Annotated in this window: 17 protein-coding genes and 2 pseudogenes; 9 read left to right on the plus strand and 10 right to left on the minus strand. The window is 67.3% G+C overall.

Going from position 1 to position 18,214, the window contains the following annotated elements:
• Positions 1–35: 35 nt before the first annotated feature.
• From FCN77_RS21250 to FCN77_RS21270, 5 genes are all read left to right on the plus strand, one after another.
• A complete protein-coding gene (locus FCN77_RS21250; protein ID WP_254678676.1) occupies positions 36–1,196 on the plus strand; it encodes an NYN domain-containing protein in 1,161 nt (386 codons plus the stop codon).
• A gap of 242 nt (positions 1,197–1,438) precedes the next feature.
• Positions 1,439–2,599, plus strand: coding sequence for a hypothetical protein (locus FCN77_RS21255; protein ID WP_137323866.1), 1,161 nt, complete (start codon positions 1,439–1,441; stop codon positions 2,597–2,599).
• 41 nt (positions 2,600–2,640) lie between these two features.
• Positions 2,641–3,102, plus strand: a complete 462-nt coding sequence (locus tag FCN77_RS21260) for a hypothetical protein (RefSeq protein ID WP_137323867.1) — start codon at positions 2,641–2,643, stop codon at positions 3,100–3,102.
• A gap of 42 nt (positions 3,103–3,144) precedes the next feature.
• Positions 3,145–3,714: a hypothetical protein gene (locus FCN77_RS21265; protein WP_175417348.1), complete on the plus strand. Its 570-nt coding sequence runs from the start codon at positions 3,145–3,147 to the stop codon at positions 3,712–3,714.
• A 93-nt stretch (positions 3,715–3,807) separates the two neighbouring features.
• On the plus strand, positions 3,808–4,356 hold the full coding sequence (locus tag FCN77_RS21270) for a hypothetical protein (RefSeq protein WP_254678677.1): 549 nt from the start codon (positions 3,808–3,810) through the stop codon (positions 4,354–4,356).
• A gap of 16 nt (positions 4,357–4,372) precedes the next feature.
• On the opposite strand, the gene FCN77_RS21275 is transcribed toward FCN77_RS21270, so the two are convergent.
• Positions 4,373–5,266: a rhodanese-related sulfurtransferase gene (locus tag FCN77_RS21275; RefSeq protein ID WP_137323869.1), complete on the minus strand. Its 894-nt coding sequence runs from the start codon at positions 5,264–5,266 to the stop codon at positions 4,373–4,375.
• A 143-nt stretch (positions 5,267–5,409) separates the two neighbouring features.
• Between FCN77_RS21275 and FCN77_RS21280 the strand changes: the two genes are divergently transcribed.
• Both FCN77_RS21280 and FCN77_RS21285 read left to right on the plus strand, forming a co-directional pair.
• Positions 5,410–6,102 carry a GNAT family N-acetyltransferase gene (locus FCN77_RS21280; protein ID WP_137323870.1) on the plus strand — a complete coding sequence of 231 codons (693 nt, stop codon included), beginning with the start codon at positions 5,410–5,412 and terminating at the stop codon, positions 6,100–6,102.
• Between the two features lie 114 nt (positions 6,103–6,216).
• Positions 6,217–8,630 (plus strand): annotated as a pseudogene (locus FCN77_RS21285) (DEAD/DEAH box helicase).
• Positions 8,631–8,915: 285 nt separating this feature from the next.
• On the opposite strand, the gene FCN77_RS21290 reads toward FCN77_RS21285, so the two are convergent.
• From FCN77_RS21290 to ssd, 7 genes and pseudogenes are all read right to left on the minus strand, one after another.
• Complete coding sequence (locus FCN77_RS21290; protein WP_254678678.1) at positions 8,916–9,269, minus strand: Rv3654c family TadE-like protein; 354 nt, start codon at positions 9,267–9,269, stop codon at positions 8,916–8,918.
• Between the two features lie 155 nt (positions 9,270–9,424).
• Positions 9,425–9,904, minus strand: coding sequence for a TadE family type IV pilus minor pilin (locus FCN77_RS21295; RefSeq protein WP_137323872.1), 480 nt, complete (start codon positions 9,902–9,904; stop codon positions 9,425–9,427).
• A complete protein-coding gene (locus FCN77_RS21300) occupies positions 9,901–10,194 on the minus strand; it encodes a DUF4244 domain-containing protein (protein WP_137323873.1) in 294 nt (97 codons plus the stop codon). Before FCN77_RS21300 ends, FCN77_RS21295 begins: the two co-directional genes overlap by 4 nt.
• Before the next feature lie 161 nt (positions 10,195–10,355).
• Positions 10,356–10,973: a type II secretion system F family protein gene (locus FCN77_RS21305; RefSeq protein WP_137323874.1), complete on the minus strand. Its 618-nt coding sequence runs from the start codon at positions 10,971–10,973 to the stop codon at positions 10,356–10,358.
• Positions 10,970–11,779, minus strand: coding sequence for a hypothetical protein (locus tag FCN77_RS21310; RefSeq protein WP_137323875.1), 810 nt, complete (start codon positions 11,777–11,779; stop codon positions 10,970–10,972). The genes FCN77_RS21305 and FCN77_RS21310 overlap by 4 nt, the downstream gene beginning before the upstream one ends.
• Positions 11,776–13,052, minus strand: a pseudogene (locus tag FCN77_RS21315) (TadA family conjugal transfer-associated ATPase). The gene FCN77_RS21310 and the pseudogene FCN77_RS21315 overlap by 4 nt, the downstream one beginning before the upstream one ends.
• Complete coding sequence (ssd, locus tag FCN77_RS21320; protein ID WP_368074295.1) at positions 13,049–14,389, minus strand: septum site-determining protein Ssd; 1,341 nt, start codon at positions 14,387–14,389, stop codon at positions 13,049–13,051. The pseudogene FCN77_RS21315 and the gene ssd overlap by 4 nt, the downstream one beginning before the upstream one ends.
• 185 nt (positions 14,390–14,574) lie before the next feature.
• Between ssd and FCN77_RS21325 the strand changes: the two genes are divergently transcribed.
• Complete coding sequence (locus FCN77_RS21325) at positions 14,575–16,281, plus strand: bifunctional 3'-5' exonuclease/DNA polymerase (protein WP_137323876.1); 1,707 nt, start codon at positions 14,575–14,577, stop codon at positions 16,279–16,281.
• A gap of 159 nt (positions 16,282–16,440) precedes the next feature.
• Entirely contained in the window at positions 16,441–16,641 is a 201-nt protein-coding gene (locus FCN77_RS21330) for a YegP family protein (RefSeq protein ID WP_137323877.1), read from the plus strand.
• Between the two features lie 57 nt (positions 16,642–16,698).
• Here FCN77_RS21330 and FCN77_RS21335 read toward each other — a convergent pair whose 3' ends face one another.
• Both FCN77_RS21335 and nth read right to left on the minus strand, forming a co-directional pair.
• On the minus strand, positions 16,699–17,376 hold the full coding sequence (locus FCN77_RS21335; protein WP_137323878.1) for a CoA pyrophosphatase: 678 nt from the start codon (positions 17,374–17,376) through the stop codon (positions 16,699–16,701).
• A complete protein-coding gene (gene nth, locus FCN77_RS21340) occupies positions 17,373–18,206 on the minus strand; it encodes an endonuclease III (protein WP_137323879.1) in 834 nt (277 codons plus the stop codon). Before nth ends, FCN77_RS21335 begins: the two co-directional genes overlap by 4 nt.
• Positions 18,207–18,214 lie beyond the last annotated feature (8 nt).

Consider the following 18,214-nt stretch of genomic DNA (forward strand, 5'->3'; position numbering starts at 1 on the left):
CCGGAATGTCGGCAGCACCACCTAAGCTTCTGACCATGAGCCGCAAAAGTGTGATCTTCGTCGACGCAGGTTTCCTTCTGGCCACAGGCGGGCTGCGGGTCACGGGGAACTCGCTGCGCTCGGCGTTCTCCGTCCAGTACAAGAGCCTGGTGGACGGCATCCAGGGCTTCGTGAGCGAGCGCGACAGCCGGGACCTGCTTCGCATGTACTGGTACGACGCCGCCAAGGACGGCCTGTTCAGCGACGAACACAAACGGATCGGCCTGCTTCCGGGGGTCAAGGTGCGGCTGGGGCGGATGTCCTACAACGGCGAGCAAAAGGGCGTGGACCTCAAGCTCGGCCTGGACCTTGTGGGCGTCGCGCGGAACCGTTCAGCAGACGTCGCCTACCTGCTGTCCGGCGATGATGACCTTGCTGAAGCCGTGGAGGCGGCCCAGGACCTTGGCATGAAGGTGGTGCTGCTGGGGATCGAGAACCAGGGCCACCGACTGGGCGTCACGGCAGTGGCGGAGCATCTTGCGCTGCAGGTGGACGACATCGCAACCCTGCCACAGACCCTCCTTGACCGCTGCTTCGCGAAGTCGGCGCCAGTGACGGAGATCGCCGCGTACTCCGCTGCGCCGGCGGCGGGCGGCGTTTCCGGAAACGGCGCGGGTTCGCCCGGCGCGGGGCCCGTTCCGGGGCCGGGCGTCATTCCAGTTCCGGGAGCCGCCGGGACTAAGCCGGCAGGCACCGCAGCGGGGGCCCGTACCCCGGCCGGTGCTCCCGATGCTGTGTCCGCCGGAGCTTTCGGCGACCCTGCTGTTGCCGGGCCGGCAGGTTCGCCCGGCAGGCCCGTGCCTACCCCCGGCCCGCGGCGCGTGTTTCCGGATACGCGGCCGTTGCCTGCCGCCGCCGTGCGCCGCGAACCGGTGTATTCCACGGAGACCGGCGGCGCCGCGGCCCAGAGCCCGTGGTTCGATCTGGTGGAGAGCGCCGAAGCCGTGGCCATCAGCCTGGCGGATAACTGGCACGGCAGCGTCACGCAACGCGAACTCGCCGAGCTCCTCGCGGAACGCCCGTTGCTCCCGCCGAACATCGACCGCGTGCTGATCAAGGACTGCGCCGCGAAGATCGGCGAGGCAAAGACGGACCTCCAGGACATCCGCAAGGCCCTCCGGGCAGCGTTCTGGAGCCGCCTGGATGAGCTCGTGTAAGCCGGGCCCCAAGTAACTGGACCCCGCACCGCGGACGACCGATGCAGCGGCGCCGGTTGCGGATCCGGGCCGGCCAGTGCACCATGATCCTATGCATTTGCAGCAGCGATTTATCAGCCCTCGGCCGCTTTCCGGCCGCACGGGCTTCTTGTTGCGCGCATAATTCCAGCCGCCGGGGTCCGTCCGGCGCAGCGACTGAGGGTGATTTCTCCCTTGACGACGCTGCAATCAAAGGACCCGCAATGACGAACTACTATCTCTCCCTCACCGAACTCAATTCCGCCTTGGCCCTCCGCGACCTCACGGACCCCGCCTCCGGAGCCCACGCCATGCAGCGGCTGCTGGCGGATGTGATCTCGGCGCTGGAACAGCTCTGGAACGTCCCGTCCGAGATGCACCGGCTAAGCCCGCTGGTGGCCACCGCGGACAACTATGACCGGCTGGGCTATTCGCCCGACGACGTCACCCGGGACTCGCGGTATTCGCGCCACGTCAGTCCCACGGTGATGCTGCGCAGCCACACCTCGGCCGGAATCCCGGCCCTGCTGGACCAACTCCGCAGCGAGCTGGGCCGCTACGACAGGCTGCACGTGCTTCCAGGGCTGGTCTACCGCCGGGACGCGGTTGACCGCACCCATGTCGGCGCTCCGCACCAGCTTGATCTGTGGCGCATCAAGTCACGGGGGCTGCTGGGCCCTGCCGATCTACAGTCGATGATGGCTGCCGTGGTGGAGGCAGTGCTGCCCGCGGCGGAGCATCCCGGTGTCCAGTGGCGGGCCACACCCGCCACCCACAGCTACACGGCGGCAGGCAGGCAGCTGGATGTCCTGGTCACGCTGCCGGACGGCACGCGTGAATGGCTGGAACTTGCCGAGTGCGGCCTGGTGGCGGCGCCGGTCCTTCGGGGATCGGGGCTTGATCCGCGGCGGTGGGCCGGCCTTGCCTTGGGCATGGGGCTGGACAGGGCGCTGATGCTGCGCAAGGGAATGGACGATATCCGGTTGCTCCGCTCCCGGAACCCGGAGGTGCAGTCCCAGCAGCAGGACCTGGCGCCGTACCGGCCCGTTTCACTCATGCCTGCCATCCGCCGGGACCTCTCCCTGGTGCTGAGGGATCCGGCCGATGCGGACGCCGAAGTGCTCGGCGACCTTGCCCGCGGTGCCCTCGGGGCGGACGCCGAGGTCCTGGCAGCCTTGGACATCCGGGCGGTGACACCGGCGTCCGAGCTGCCTCGCGCCGCCGTCGACCGCCTTCGCATGGCGCCGGGAGACGTGAACGTCCTGCTCCGGCTGGTACTCCAACCGCTTGACCGCACGCTGACCGATGCTCAGGCCAACCTGCTGAGGGACCGCGTGTATGTCGCCCTCCATCAGGGGGTGGTGCAGGAGCTGACCGCCGGCTAGGCCGGTCCGGACCGTCCAGCTCCAGCAGGTAAGTTGGAGGCATGTTTCTACGTTCTTTCGGGCCGCACCAGCTGCCTGCGCTGAGGCGCATTATCAGTACGGCGGCTGTCGGCACCTGTCTCGTTGTGGCGGCGTCGGGCTGTTCGTCGGCCGTGTCCATCGAGAACGCCGACGTCCCATCGTGGAAGGCAACCGCCCTGCCCACAGCCAGCGGAATCGTGCTGGAGGACGCCGGCAAGATCCTCAACCGCGAGCCGCTCGTCAAGGAGGCGGCCAGCGTTCCGGCCGGAGGCTACACGCTGACCATGACCTGCGACGGCGGGGGCAAGGCCTTCTTCACCGTCACCTCGGGCAGCACCAAGATTGCCGAAGCCGGCGCTGCCTGCAACGGCAGCCGAGAGCGGACAAAAATCACGGTACCCGCCGCCGGGCCCCTAAATATCAGCACGTCCAGCGTGGACGCCCCGCTCATTTACGCCTACCACCTTGCGGCCGGAAGCTAGCTGTGACTTGCACCGCTGGCCATGCTGCGTATGCTCAGGGGCATGTCAGCTCTTTGGGGGAAGCGGATTGCTAGCGTCGCCGCAGTTGTTCCGGTTCTTTGCCTGCTCGCGGCCGGGCTGGCCGGGTGTGAATACGCGGACGACGCCAGGCCCTCGCCATCCGGCGCCGGCAACAGCAAAGTCACGCATCCTGTCCCAATGGCCTCCGTGGATCCCGAACTTGTGGCTGAGCAGGACCGTAACATGGCTGCCATCGAAATATTGATGGCGGACGTCCCCATCGGTGCTGGCGGGGCTGCGGGCAGTATCAACGGCCAGGGCAACGGTGAAGGCGGGTTGGGGTTCAGCACGCAGCTGACCGATACCGCCACGTACACGGTCACAGCCGGATGCATCGGCGCGCCCGGAGCAAAGCTTACGGTCAGCTCCGGCCCCGGCAACGCCCTGCTGGATCTCCCCACCTCGTGCGCCGGAGTGCTCAGCCACGACATAGAGCTCCAGCCTGGTCCCGTGAGCGTGAGCCTGGTGGCTGCCGGGGAGGGCTACCAGAAGGCGGCCACTGGCGTGGTGCGCGTCTACGAAGCGGCAAGCCTTTCCCCTGGCCCCCACTGACCGGTTCCGCCCCCCAATCCGACTGACCGCGGGCAGGGACCCTGGCCGCGTTGGGCTCTGGTTTGGCGGTGACCGCGGGCCTAAAGTCAGAGTATGCACACCGTGCAGGCACCACAGGTGCCGCGGCAGGCGGCCGCGGCGGCCGCGGGGGCCGCCGTCGTGCTTTCCATTGTGCTTGGCGTCGGGGCTGTACTGAGCGGCTGCGAGTACGTGTATGACGACGGCCGCGGGCCGCTGCCCAGTGCGACGGCGCCGCCTGTCACGGATGCTGCGCTGCCGCAGGACCCCCGACGGGACCTGCCGGTCTCCGGGCCCGAACTTGATGCCTGGGTCCAACAGGTCCTCCCGGAGACGGAGGGCCAGGTCTTCCACACGGGATATGGCCTGGTGGTGGCCGGCGCCACCCGGAAGGAAAGCACTGGTCAGTTGCCCAGCGGGACCTATTCCCTGACGCTGGCCTGCAAGAGTCCGGGGCGGGTGACCTTCACGATACGTGACGGCGAATTTGCGCTGGTGGACCTCAGCCTGCGCTGCGGAACGTCACGGGTGAACGTCATCCATGTGTCCGAGGACTCGGTGCTCAGCGTGGAAGTGGCTGCGCAGTCGGCCGCGAACTTCGCCTACCGGGTGAGCAGGATCTGAACTCCGTGATCCCGGACTAGGCCGCGCAGCCTTCCGGGCAGCGGAGGGTTTCAGGGCTCGAGGCGCAGTCCATGCAGTAGAGCGTGAGTGTGCGGCAGCTCGGGTCCGAACAGTTCTCGAACTTGCTGGTCGGTGCCGAACAGCGCACGCATTCGCCGATGGTCTTGGCGTCCTCGCTGAATTCGAGGTGCATGCGCTTGTCGAAGACGTAGAGGGAGCCTTCCCAGAGGCCCTGGTCCTTGAACGTTTCGCCGTAGCGGACGATCCCGCCGTCGAGCTGGTACACCTCTTTGAAACCGCGGTTCACCATCAGGCTGGAGAGCACTTCGCAGCGGATGCCGCCGGTGCAGTAGGTGACTACCGGCTTGTCCTTGAGGGCGTCGTATTTGCCGGATTCAAGTTCCTTGATGAAGTCGTGAGTAGTGGCAACGTCCGGGACGATGGCGTCCTTGAACTTCCCGATCTGCGCTTCGAAAGCGTTGCGGCCGTCGAAGAAGACCACGTCCTCGCCGCTCTGTTTCTTGTCGTCCACCAACTGGTGGAGCTCTTCGGGTTTGAGGTGCGTGCCGCCGCCCACCACTCCGTTGGTGTCCACCTTGAGTTCGCCCGGAGCGCCAAAGGAAACGATCTCATCGCGCACCTTGACGCTCAGCCTCGGGAAGTCTGCCGCGCCACCGTCGGACCACTTGACGTCGATGCCGTGGAAGCCCTTGTATTCACGGGTGGTCTTTACGTACTGCTTGACGGCATTGAGCTCGCCGCCCACCGTTGCGTTGATCCCGTCCCTGGACAGGAGGATGCGTCCGGTCAGGCCCAGCTTCTCGCACAGGGCACGCTGCCAGAGGCGCACGGCGTCGGGGTCGGCGATGGGGGTAAAACCGTAAAAGAGCACAATTCTGTTCAGAGCCACGTATTTAAGGGTACTGGCTGCCTGAAAGCGGCCGAAACGGGGACTTAGCCTCTACCGACGGCTCCGGTCACAATTCAGTAAGCAAGCCTCATTCCCGGACCACACCCCTGTTGCTGACGGCGGGGCTGGAATACTCTCATCACATGAGCCCAGACGCCATGGTTGAAGATATCACTCGCCTCGTGGAAATCTGGGTGACCGGATGGGCCGGTTGCCGAGGCTACGAGACGCGAGTGGAAGGCCGCTTCCCGGCGGCATTGCGCGCGGACACCACCAAGGAATGGGAGTACTTCGCCCACGATCCCTCCGAGGCCGAGTTCGCGGAACTCGCGGCAAAGACCGCCGAAGCCCCGGCCAGGATCCTGACCGTCCTCACCAATGACGTAGCCCGTTACAAGCACCTGGCACAGCAGCACGGCCTCAATGCCACTTCCGCGTCACAGACCATGATGATCGTGGATATGGAAACCCAGGATTCCGAGGATCCCTGGCTCTCCGACGATGATTTGAAACTTGCCACCTCCTACTCGAATGGAGTGCACCATGCCGTGGTGCACTCCGGCGAATCCGTCGCTGCGAGCGGTCGTGTTTTTGTGGTGGGACACACGGCTGTGTTCGACAAGATCGTCACCGAACCGGCCTATCAGCGGCGGGGGCTGGGAAGCTTCATCATGAAGGCCCTGGCGGCGCAGGCCTTCGAGCATGACGTGGAAAACGGCCTGCTCCTGGCGTCCCTGGACGGACAGAAGCTGTACTCGCACCTGGGCTGGACCACGTTGTGCCATGTGCTGATGCTGTCCGCCTCGGACGAAGGGGCTGACCTTTCCGTCGGCTGACCTTGCCTCACCGGCTGACCTTGCCTCACCGGCTGACCCTGCTTCACCGACGGCATTGTTGATTCCAGCACCGTTGATACCGGGCGATTTGAGCACGGATGAAACAATATTGAAGTGAACCCCCATGACTCCCTGATCCCCCTGCTGGGCCGTGGCCCGGACCCGGAACAGCTGCGTCATGTGCGTACGATTCCTGCCCGCCAGGCCGTGAACGCCCCGTGGCCGGAATGGACCCACCCCGATCTCATCAAGGCCTACGGTTCCCTGGGCATCCATGAGCCGTACCGTCACCAGATCCAGGCCGCGGACCTGGCCCACGGCGGGGAGCACGTGGTGATCGCCACCGGGACGGCCTCCGGGAAGTCCCTGGCCTACCAGCTGCCCGCGCTGGACGCGATCCACCGCTCGGAGCTCCGGGTGCTGTCCGAACCGGGAAAGATCCACGACGACGGCGCTGTTGCCCTGTATCTCTCGCCCACCAAGGCCCTGGCGGCCGATCAGCTCGCCGCTATCCGCTCGCTCAAGCTCCCGACCGTCAGGGCTGAAACGTACGACGGCGACACGGACCCGGCGTCGCGGCGCTGGATCCGGGACCACGCCAACGTGATCCTGGCCAACCCCGACATGTTGCACTTCGGCATCCTGCCCAACCATGCCTGGTGGGCCAGCTTCTTCCGGCGGCTCAAGTACGTCATTGTGGACGAGGCCCACAGTTACCGCGGTGTCTTCGGCTCCCATGTGGCCAACCTGATGCGTCGGCTGCGGCGCATCTGCGCATACTACAGCGGCAATGCCTCCCAACCTGGCCCGGTGTTCATCGCCGCCTCCGCAACGGCGTCCGAGCCGGGCACATCCTTCGGCCGGCTCATCGGGGCTCCGGTCCGGGCAGTGTCCGAGGATTCCTCGCCGCACGGAGCCACCACCGTGGCGTTCTGGGAACCGGCTCTCACCGAGCTGCGAGGAGAGAACGGGGCGAAGGAACGCAGGACTGCCGTTGCCGAAACTGCGGACCTGCTGGCCAATCTGGTCTCCTCCCGCATCCGGACCATCGCGTTCATCAAGTCACGGCGCGGGGCGGAGACCATCTCCGCCATCACCAAGCGGCTCCTGGACGAGGTGGATCCCAGCCTTCCTCAGCGGGTGGCCGCCTACCGTTCCGGTTACCTGCCCGAGGAGCGGCGGGCCCTTGAGAAGGCCCTGAGATCAGGGGAACTCCTGGGCGTCTCCAGCACATCGGCACTCGAACTCGGCATCGACATCTCCGGGCTTGACGCCGTGCTGGTTGCCGGCTGGCCCGGCACCAGGGCTTCCCTCTTCCAGCAGATTGGCCGGGCGGGGCGCGCGGGACAGGACGCCATCGCCGCTTTTGTGGCAAGCGACGATCCGCTGGACACCTACCTGGTGAATCACCCGGAAGCCATCTTTGACGTATCCGTGGAAGCGACGGTTTTCGATCCCTCCAATCCGTATGTGCTGGGCCCACACCTGTGCGCCGCCGCGGCTGAACTGCCGCTGGGCTACGCGGAGCTTGAACTGTTCGGACCCACGGCGGAGAAGCTGTTGGACCAGCTCGTGACCCAGGGCTACCTGCGCAAACGCCCGGCCGGCTGGTTCTGGACCCATCCGCAGAGCGCGGCCGCCATGGTGAACCTGAGGGCTGACGGCGGCGGCCCGGTGAGCATCGTCGATGCAGAGACAGGCTCCCTGCTCGGCACGATGGACTCCCCGCAAACGCATTACCAGGCCCACACTGGTGCCGTGTACGTGCATCAGGGCGACAGCTATGTAGTGGAAGACCTGAACGAGGGGACCATTGCGTGATGGTGCGCCGCGCCAACCCCGACTACTACACCACAGCCCGGGACGTGACCCAGATCGAAGTCCTGGGGACACTGCGGACCGCTCAGTGGGGCGACGTCGCCGTGCACTTCGGGGATGTGAAAGTGACAACACAGGTGGTCTCCTTCCAGCGCAAGGCGCTGATTTCGAATGAGATTCTGGGCGAGGAACCGCTGGAACTCGGTGCCAGGGACCTGTTCACGAAGGCTGTCTGGTTTGTGGTGGACAACCGTTCACTGACCGGGGCAGGGCTGATCGAAGCCCAGTTCCCCGGGGCACTTCATGCGGCCGAGCACGCGGCCATCGGGCTGCTCCCGCTGGTTGCGTCCAGTGACCGCTGGGACATCGGAGGGGTATCCACAGCGATTCACGCCGACACCGGAGTCCCCACGATCTTTGTGTACGACGGGCACCCCGGCGGCGCCGGATTTGCCGAACGCGGCTTCGACAAGGCCAGGGTGTGGCTCTCCGCGACCCGTGATGCCATTGCGGCCTGTGAGTGCGAGGCAGGGTGCCCCTCCTGCGTGCAGTCCCCCAAATGCGGGAACAAGAACAACCCGCTGGACAAGGCAGCAGCAATCACCCTCATAGACGTACTGCTGAAGGATGCGACCGAAGGGCCTGGAGCTTCCCAGCCTGCCCAGACAGGGCACGCGACGCACTCGGAAGAGCACGCAGCCCCCTTCTGAACCGATCGTCTCCCGGCCGATTTCCCTACGGCTTCCTTACGGCTTCCTTCAGGTGGCTCCCCCACCACGGCCGACCCGGCTGTGGCGCAGCAAGTGCCGCCCGTTGGCCCGTGCCGCCCGTTGTGGCGCGGCCACGTGCCGCCCGTTGTGGCGCGGCCACGTGCCGCCCGTTGTGGCGCGGCACACCCGACGTGTGGCACCCGACGCCGGCACCCGACGCCGGCAAGAACCGCAGGGTTGCGCTTCTCCCGCCGCCGGGTGCCGCACGGGCCAGGCCTCCGGCGGTCACGGCGGCGGGCCTGCCCTCGCGTGGCCAGTGGCCGCCCCGAACATGCTTCGTGACACAAGCTCCGTCCGGACCTCCACCGTTTCGCCACCTCCTTCTGTGCAGCCCGTTATGTTCGCCTCCTGCCGCCCGGCAACCTCTGCCGCAACGGTGCACGGCACACCCGGGCTGATCCCGCGCAGCGCATCGGCGGCGGCCAAGGCCGCCAGATCGGCGGCCGATGCGGCCCTGGAAGCCATCACGGCGGACTGGGCAAGTAAGAGCAGCAGGGCAATGGCCATCATCACCACCAACCCCAGCCCGGCGGCAAGGACCGTTCCTGACCCACGCTCGGAGGAACGCCCCGGATCCACCTGTTTTGGAGGATCCTGCCCCGGGTTTACCTGTTTTGGAGGTCCTTGTCTCTGTTCAGGCCGGGCTGGAGTGTTCGCTGGACCACCGGACGTCGGTTTCCCCTGCATCGGATTCCCGAGCGTTGGATTCCCCTGCCTTGGATTCCCCTGCGGGGTCATGACGCCGTGGCCTTCAAGGGGCGCTCCTGAAGTGGCAGCACAGGCGGGAAAGACTGCGGCGCCGCAGGACGGATGCCCGCAGATTCGGCCGTTTCGCCGCGAGCCAGTGCCCGGGCGGACAGCGTCCAAGGCACCATCGTTCCGACCGGACCGGACACCCTGCCCGAGACCGTAACGCTCAACCATTCGCCGTCAGCAGCAACCGACGACGACGCAGACGCACCGGCAAGGTGCCGGACTATGCCATCCACGGCTCCGGCGTCCTCCCCGCGGGCAAGAGCCCGCGCTCCGGCCCGCGCCGCTTCCTCAAGCCGCAACTGCGTGATCCCTGCCGCGGCGCCGGCCAGCAGAAGGGCAAGAAGGAGGATCACGGCCGGCAGTGCCACAGCGAATTCGGCAGTGACAGCTCCGCGGTCCTTCCCCGAACCACGGAGCCCAGGCGCAATAGGCGCCCTGCCGCGCACCCCCGGCGTCATGGCAACGCCAATGCCGTCCGGATCAGGTTCAGCAAGAAGCCCCGGACTTCGTCGCTGCGAAGGATAAACACCAGAATGCCGGCGAAGCCCACCGCAGCGAGTGTGGCGATGGCGTATTCCGCGGTGGCCATTCCCGCCTCGGATCCCAGGAGTCGAAGTCGCGTCCGGGCCGAAACCGGCGCCGCATAACTGGCTCCGGGATAGATTTCCCGGACTTTGGCGTCTGCTTGGGCGGCCGCACCGGAGGGGTCCTGGTGTGCATGCTGGGGGATATCTGAAGTGGTTGACATGGTGGTTCCTTTCGTTGGTTTCCGGCGGAGTTGCCGGCTGAATCGACTCTCCCGGCTCCAGTGAAGGCCGGTAAGGGAAAAGTTCGGCTAAGTGGAAAAGCCGGTCGGGCAACGGCTGTGGAGGAGCACTGGGACGCGGCGCACCTACGAGGGGCCCAGGGTCAGGTTACGGACGGCAGCATCGCGAGCAATACGGGCACCACACCGAGACAGACAAAGGCGGGCAGCGAGCACAGGCCCAACGGGACCACAAGCCTCACGCCAAGCGCGGCCGCCCGCTTTTCTGCGGCGCGGAACCGCTCCCGGCGGAGTCTTGCGGCCTGGGCGTAAAGGATGGCTGACGACGGAGCCCCTGTCAGGGCAGCGAAACCCAGCGCCTGCCGCAGGACCAGCAGCTCGGGTGTCCGGGCCTCGGAGCTGCGCCAGGCCGTTTCCCAGTCCGCCCCGATGGCCAGGGCCGAGACAACCGGCCGCAGCGACTGGTGGTATTCGGCGGAGGCCGAGTCAGCAACGAGCTCCAGTGCCCGGCCGATCCCCGAACCTGCGTCAAGCATGGCGCCGATCAGTTCCAGCATCATGGCGGTATCCCGCAGGCCGCCCTGATCCGGCGTTTCCGGCGCTTCTGCCGTCCCGTCGCCACCCCGGTTTCCGGCCCCGAGACGTGCCCGACGATGCCGGAGGAGTCTCCTGCGCGTCCTGCCGCCGCCCGCCAAAACCAGCGTCACCGCAGCCGCGAGCGCAAGTGTGACCACCAGGGACGGCAGCCCATCCGGCGTCATGGCTTTCCAATCGCGTAACGGACGAGCCTGGCGGACCAGATCCGTCCGGCCACTGTCAGGACCACACCGGCTGCGAGCGCAGCCGTCCCCAGGGGCGTGCCAAGCAGGACGGAGAGAGGGTCCACGCCAAGGGCCATGCCCAAACCGAGGCCCAATAGCGGCAGCCACGTCAGCAGCGTGACGGTCGCCTTCGGACCTGCCAGCGCGGTCTGCCTGGCGGCTTCGGCGTCGTCCTCCACCTCGAGCTGAGCTGCGAAGCGGGTCAGGACGTCTGCCAACGGACATCCGCTGGCCTCCACGATCTCGAAACAGGCGGCAAGCTCGCCCCATATCCTCCGTTCCCGGTTATGGTTTCCGGTGAAGGCGCTTCCTGACGCTGCCCGGATGGCACCGGCAACAGGAGACCCTCTGGTCGCCGCCGCCCGGGCCACAGACAACATGGACCGGGACGCCGGACTAAGGCGGGGACCGCCCTCGGTTGTGGCGGTCTGCTCCTCCTGGGCATATACGAGCCATAGTTCATCCCACAGCCGCGACGGAGTCCGGCCTCCCTTCAGCAGCGCAGCAAGTTGCTGGACAACCACCGTCATGGGCACCTCTGCGGAGCGGTGGCGCGAGAGTGCACGCCCGTTGGCGAGCCAGATCCCGGCTTTCCGCCACCCGCGGGCCCTGCTGTCGCGACCACTCCCGGAGGAATCGGGATGGGCACCGCTGAGGGCCTTCCGGATCCTCCCCGAGCGGCCGCCGGGAGGCCGGGCCACAAGCCAGGCAGCAACCGTCAGGGTGCTGACCAGCAGGATTATCATCGGCTTGCCTCAGGCGCCCCGCCGTCCGGGACACCGCCGCCCGGGACATCGTTGGCGTCCAGGCCAAGCCTGCGCGCCAGCCCCTGCCACGCCGGCCCGAAGGTTACGGTGCCCGCGTTCACTGCCACGGCCACGGTGACCTCCAGGCCGTGGACGCCGTCCTCCACAACGCCGATGCAGGCAATGTGCCGCCCAAGACGGGACCGTTCGACATGGACCACGACGTCCAAGGCACTGGCGACCTGCAACCGCATGGCGTCCTGGCCCATTCCTGCGAGGGCACCCAACGCCGTCAGCCTCGCCGGAACGGCCGCGGCCGTATTCGCGTGGATGGTGCCACCGCCGCCGGTGTGCCCGGTATTCATGGCTGTCAGCAGTTCACGCACTTCGGCTCCGCGGCACTCCCCCACCACCAGCCTGTCAGGCCGCATCCGGAGGGCCTGGCGCACCAGTTCGCCCAGGTCAACGCCACCACCGCCTTCGAGGTTTCCGTGCCTGGATTCAAGCGACACCACGTGCGGATGGACAGGGTTCAGTTCGGAGGCATCCTCAATCAGGACCAGCCGTTCGCCGGGGTGGCTAAGCCCCAGGAGCGTAGACAGGAGCGTTGTCTTCCCCGAGCCCGTGGCCCCGCTGATCAGGAAGCTCAGCCGCCGCGTGACCACGCGTTCCAGCAAGGCCTGGACCAGGCTGCCAAACATGCCGCTCTCCCTGAGCTCGTCGAGCGTGAAGACCTCGTGCCTGCGGACTCGGACGCTCAACAAGGTTCCGGCCGTCGAGATTGGCGGCAGGACGGCATGGATGCGGTAGCCGGCGTCGAGCCTGACATCCACGCAGGGGACCCGTCATCAAGGCGGCGGCCGCCGGCAGCCACCAACCTGGACGCCAAGGCACGGACCTCGCTTTCACCCGAGAATGACACCGGCGCCTGCTCCAGGCCGTTGCCCCGGTCCAGCCAGACAGAGTCCGGGGCGTTGACGAAGATGTCCGTGACTAACGGATCCCGGGTCAGCATTTGTAGCGGCCCCAGGCCGTTGAGCTCGGCGCTGATCCGCTCGACGGCGGCCAGCGACCCTGCTGTTCCCAGCAATTTGCCGGTGGCCTGGACGGCGGCGGCTACGCGGGACGGGGTTACCGGTCCGGAGTCGGCCATGACCGACTCCCTGACGGATTCCAGCAGACCGGCGTCCAGCACGCGGTTCTGCCGTCGTCGCACGTCCCCGGCCGGGCCTGACAGCCGGGAGAAGCCAGTCCGCGGCGGAGGCGTGCTCATGGAAGCTCCCCGCCCAGCAGCTCGAGGACGGAGGCAGCGAAGCGGCGCACCGTGCGGCGCCGGCCCATTTCCAGCAGCCGGCCGAGTTCGGTAGCGCCAGCCGTGCCCCGGACTTCCGGAACGAGTCCATGCAGGGGCAGCCCTACGGATTCGGCAATGAGCGGCCCGTCCAGGACTGCTCCTGCCTTGCCCCTGATCACCAACGCTGTGTCCACCGGCGGAAGCTCCTGCAGCAGCCGTGCGGAAGACACTGCGGCCTTCAGCTGCGCGGGCGCCACCACCAGGATCCGGTCGCAATCCCAGGCGAAGGCCCGCAGCGGCTCGGTTCCGCGGCCGATATCGACCAGGACCAGCTCATAGCCACGCCGGGCGGCGTCCAGCACGCCGCCCACTGTCGCAGCATCCACCGCGGCCTGACGCTCACGGCTGCCGGGCCACGAGAGAAACGAGAATCCCCCTGCCACCGGCAGCGCGTCGGACAGCTGTTCAGGATCTATGCTTCCGCTCGCGTCAGAGAGGTCGGTCCAGCGGAGGCCGGGCGATTCCTCCGCGGCCAGCGCCAGCTCCAAGCCCCCGCCCCACGGATCGCCGTCGATCAGCAGCACCCTGGCACCCCACCCGGCGGCGGCCTGGGCAAGCCAGATGGCTGCCGTCGTGGCACCGGCGCCGCCGCACCCGCCGGTCACCCCCAGAACCAGGCCCCCGGCCTCCGGAGACCGCGAACGGCTCAAATATTCGGCCAGCCAGGCGGCGGCGTCGGGGAGCACAGCCACGCGCTCGGCTCCGAGCGCTGCGGCCAGGTGCCAAAGGCTGTCGCCTTCACCGCTCAGGCCAACCAGCACTGCAGGGGCGCGGCGCCGAGGCGGCAGCTCGCGGACATCGCTGCCGACCAGCACCACCGCGGCGGTATCCCAGAAAGGGGCCGCCTCCGTGGCATCGGCTACCACCCGAAGCTGGCCGCCGGCAGCGGCCACTATCCTCTCAACCTCACCCCGGAGGAAGTCGAAACCCGTCACCAGCAGGGTCTCCGCGGACTCGGCGGGAAGCCAAGCCCCGGGCGACCGTGCGCCGGGTTTGTCGTTGGGGACCGGAGCATCGCGGTGTCCGATTTCCCGAACCGACCGTTCGCTGCCAGGCGGCTGTGCGGCCCGGGAGCGCGCTCCCCGCACATGTTCTGCCTGCACCTGTCCTGGCTGCATCCGCTCTTTCGTGGCACGCCGCTCCCGGGGCTGCCGTCCCGGTGGCTGTCGCCCCTCCGATGGCGGACCGCCTTCCGGCGGCGTTCCCGAGAGGACCGTGGATTCCGGCGTGGGGTTCTTGAGATGTTGCCTGCTCATGCTGCCACTGTGCCGGGCAGCCGGACGGCGCATAAGGCCCCGGGCGAGCCATGTGGACAAACCCGCCTTCCGGACGATTGGGGAGGGGAAGTCCACCCACCGGAAACGCCACCCGGACACAGGCTGTCCGCAATTGGCCGGCTCTGGGCGCTGAGCATGGCATGCCACAGGGCACAATTAGGGCTATGTATCTGCTGCTGTCCGCCCACCCTGACGGCGCAGCCCTACAGGAACTCGCAGCGGACGGCTCCCCTGCCCCAGCCAGCCCCAAACCGCGCCTGATCAGCGCCGGCGAGCTGGCCGGCGTCGTACGGGAACTCGAAAAGCGGCGCCCGCGCTGGATATGGCACCGCACACAGGACTGGTACCCCGCGCTGCTGGCCCGGGGCGTGGAGCTGGAACGCTGCCACGACCTCACCCTTTGCGGCGCCATCCTTGCCCATTCCGAGTTCACCGCCGACACGGCCTACGCGCGGAACGCCGAAAAGATCACCCAGGACGATGACCTGCAGCAGCCGCCCCGCAGCCTCCAGCCGCCGCCCCCGCCTGCCGATCAGGGTGCTCTCTTCGAGGATGCCGGCCTCCGCCCGGCGCCCCGGCATTCACTGGAAGAGCTGCGCGCCGAGTACACCGCCCAGCAAGATGCACTGGGCCACGCCACCACGGATGCCGGCCGCAGGCAACGGCTTCAACTGCTCCTCGCCGCGGAATCCGCCGGGGCCATGATCGCAGCCGAAATGCAGCACGCCGGCGTCCCCTGGCGGGAGGAACTGCACGAACAGATCCTCGCGGACTACCTTGGCCCCCGCCCTCCCCTGGGCCACCGGCCCGCCAAGCTCGAAGCGCTCACGACGGAACTCCGCGGCCTCCTGAACTCGCCGAACCTCAACCCGGATTCGCCACAGGAGCTCATGCGTGCCCTGCACCGGAACGGCATCGAAGTGAAGACCACCCGGCAATGGGAACTCGAGGAATCCAGCCATCCGGCCATCGAACCGCTCCTCGCCTACAAGAAGCTGTCCCGGTTGCATTCGGCCAACGGCTGGGCCTGGCTGGACGCCTGGGTGAGCAATGGCCGCTTCCAGCCCGAGTATGTGGTGGGAGGCGTTGTCTCCGGGCGGTGGGCGTCCCGCGGCGGCGGTGCCCTTCAGATTCCGCGCCAGATCCGGGGTGCGGTACACGCCGACCCCGGACACAAACTCATCGTGGCTGATGCCTCCCAGCTTGAGCCGCGGGTCCTGGTGGCACTCGCCCAGGACTCCAAAATGGCCGAAGCCGCCCGGGACAAGGATCTCTACGCCGGTATTGCCGCGCAAGGTTTCGGCGGGGACCGCGCCAAGGCCAAGATCGCCCTGCTCGGTGCCATCTACGGCGCCACCACGGGCGAATCCGGGCGCCTCATGCCGCAGTTGACCCGCACGTATCCCCGCGCCGTCGGCTTCGTGGAACAGGCCGCCCGCGATGGCGAAGCAGGCGGGACCGTCACCTCGCGGCTGGGCCGCAGCAGCCCGCCGCCGTCGGACCGCTGGCGTCAAAGCCAGAAGTCCACCACCGCCGAGGAGCAGCGGCGGGCAGAGGCGATTGCCCGCTCGCGCGGCCGGTTCACCCGCAACTTCGTGGTCCAGGGCTCAGCGGCTGACTGGGCTGCCTGCTGGCTGGCGGAATTACGACGGCGCCTCCGCGCCATGCGGTCAGCCGGCGAGCCCGCCGGTGAGCTGGTGTTCTTCCTGCACGACGAAGTCATGGTCCACTGCCCCGACGGTTCAGTGGACGCGTGCATCCAGGCAATCGAGGCGGCCGCCGCAGCCGCCAAGGAACTGCTGTTCGGCCCCATTCCGGTGGAATTTCCGGTGAGCGTGGCCGTGGTGGACTCCTACGACAAGGCAAAATAGCCCCTGGAAGTCGCTCTCTGTAACGTACCCGCGGGTAGCTTTGTGAACTGTCTCACCTCCCGGTTAAGCTGAATTAGCCGGTCCGCAGCAGTGGCAGTGCAGCACCGAAAAGGACCGGCCGATGCAACGACGCATGGATTTTTGGGGAGGCACCACAGAGTGGCTGGCACATTTGAAATTGTTAGTACGGAGGAAGAGGCTTTCTACTTCCGGCTCACGGCCGACGACGGCACGTTAGTGGCGGTATCGCCACGGTTTAAAACTTTAAAGGGCGTGGTTGCAGGCATTAATGCCGTCCGTGAGAACGCTGCAACAGGCCTGGTGGTGAACCGTTCCCGACCGAAATTGGCGTCCGGCTAACCGCCCGCCGGACGCGCGCCGGCAAGCTCAGCCGCCCGAATCACGCCTTAGTCGAGATCACACATCGATCCGGTGCAGCCGGGTACGGTCCCAGGGAACCGACCAGCCCACGTGATCGAAGAGTTCGTTCAGGATCATTCCGGTAAACCCCCAGACCACCAGCTCGTTCACCGCAAAGGCAGGGCTAAGGAAGGTCTGGCCGGCGCGGCTGACGGTAGCCATGACCCGGTTGTCGGGATCCAACAGGTCCCGCACCGGGACCCGGAACACCTGGGCGGATTCGCCGTAGTCGACTACGCGGATGGGCGACGGCGAACGCCACCAGGCCAGGACCGGTGTCACCAGGAAGTTCCCGCGGGGCAGCGCCAGCTGCGGCATGGCCCCGAGGACCTCCACGCCAGCGGAATCGAGCCCGGTTTCCTCCTCGGCCTCGCGGAGTGCCGCTTCGATGGGTGATTCGCCGGGGTCGATTCCGCCGCCGGGGAACGCCACCTGGCCTGGGTGGTCATCCAGGGTGTGGGCCCGTTCCAGCAGGAGAACGTCAAGATCGGCCGGGGCGAGCTGCTTTGCGGACGCCGCAGGGACGTTATCCAGCGCGCCGAACAGCATCAGCACGGCGGCTTTGCGGGCGACGGAGTCGTCGACAGTCAGCTCACGCCAATAGGGATTGCGCGCCGGACCGCTCCCGGCATCGATGGCGGCAATGAGATCGACGAGGTCCTGGCGGGCGGTCATTTCCCCCGCTTTTGTGATTCCATCCGGATTTCGGCAGCCCTGTGTGTCTCCGCCAGCAGTTGCGCCAGAAGGGCCTCCTGCCCCGGGGCGAGCTCGTACTTGAGGAGCTTGCGGGCTTTGTCCGGGTCCGTCTCGCCGGCCCCGTAGCTGGGGCACCAGGTGGCCACAGCGCACGCGCCGCAGGCCGGCTTGCGTGAATGGCAGACGCGGCGCCCATGGAACACCACCCGGTGCGACAGCATGGTCCAGTCCCGCGGTTCGAACAGTTCGGCGACGTCCGCTTCGACGCGCACAGGATCATCCGATTCCGTCCAGCCGAACCGGCGGGCAAGCCGGCCAAAATGCGTGTCCACGGTGATTCCGGGAATGCCGAAAGCGTTGCCCAGCACCACATTTGCAGTCTTCCGCCCCACGCCGGGAAGTGTCACCAGGTCCTGCAGCCGGGGCGGCACCACGCCGTCGTACTCGTCCACAAGCCGGTTGCACAGGGCCATCACGTTCCTCGCCTTGGCGCGGAAGAACCCGGTGGGCTTGAGGATGACCTCGAGCTCCGCCGGATCGGCCTCCGCCATGCTCCGGGCATCCGGATACCGGGCGAAGAGCAGCGGCGTGATCTGGTTGACCACCACATCGGTGGTCTGGGCGGAGAGCACCGTTGCCACCAGGAGCTCAAACGGGCTGCGGAAGTCCAGTTCGGCGTGCGCGTACGGGTAGGCCTCCGCCAGCGTCCGGTTAATCCTGCGGGCCCGGCGCTTCAACGCCAGCATTGATTCCCCGGACGCCTGCGGTGTGATGCTGCCCGGCTTCGGGGTGCCGGTTTCGGTGGCCATCGGAGTCG

This window comes from Arthrobacter sp. 24S4-2, assembly GCF_005280255.1.
GTDB lineage: Bacteria > Actinomycetota > Actinomycetes > Actinomycetales > Micrococcaceae > Arthrobacter.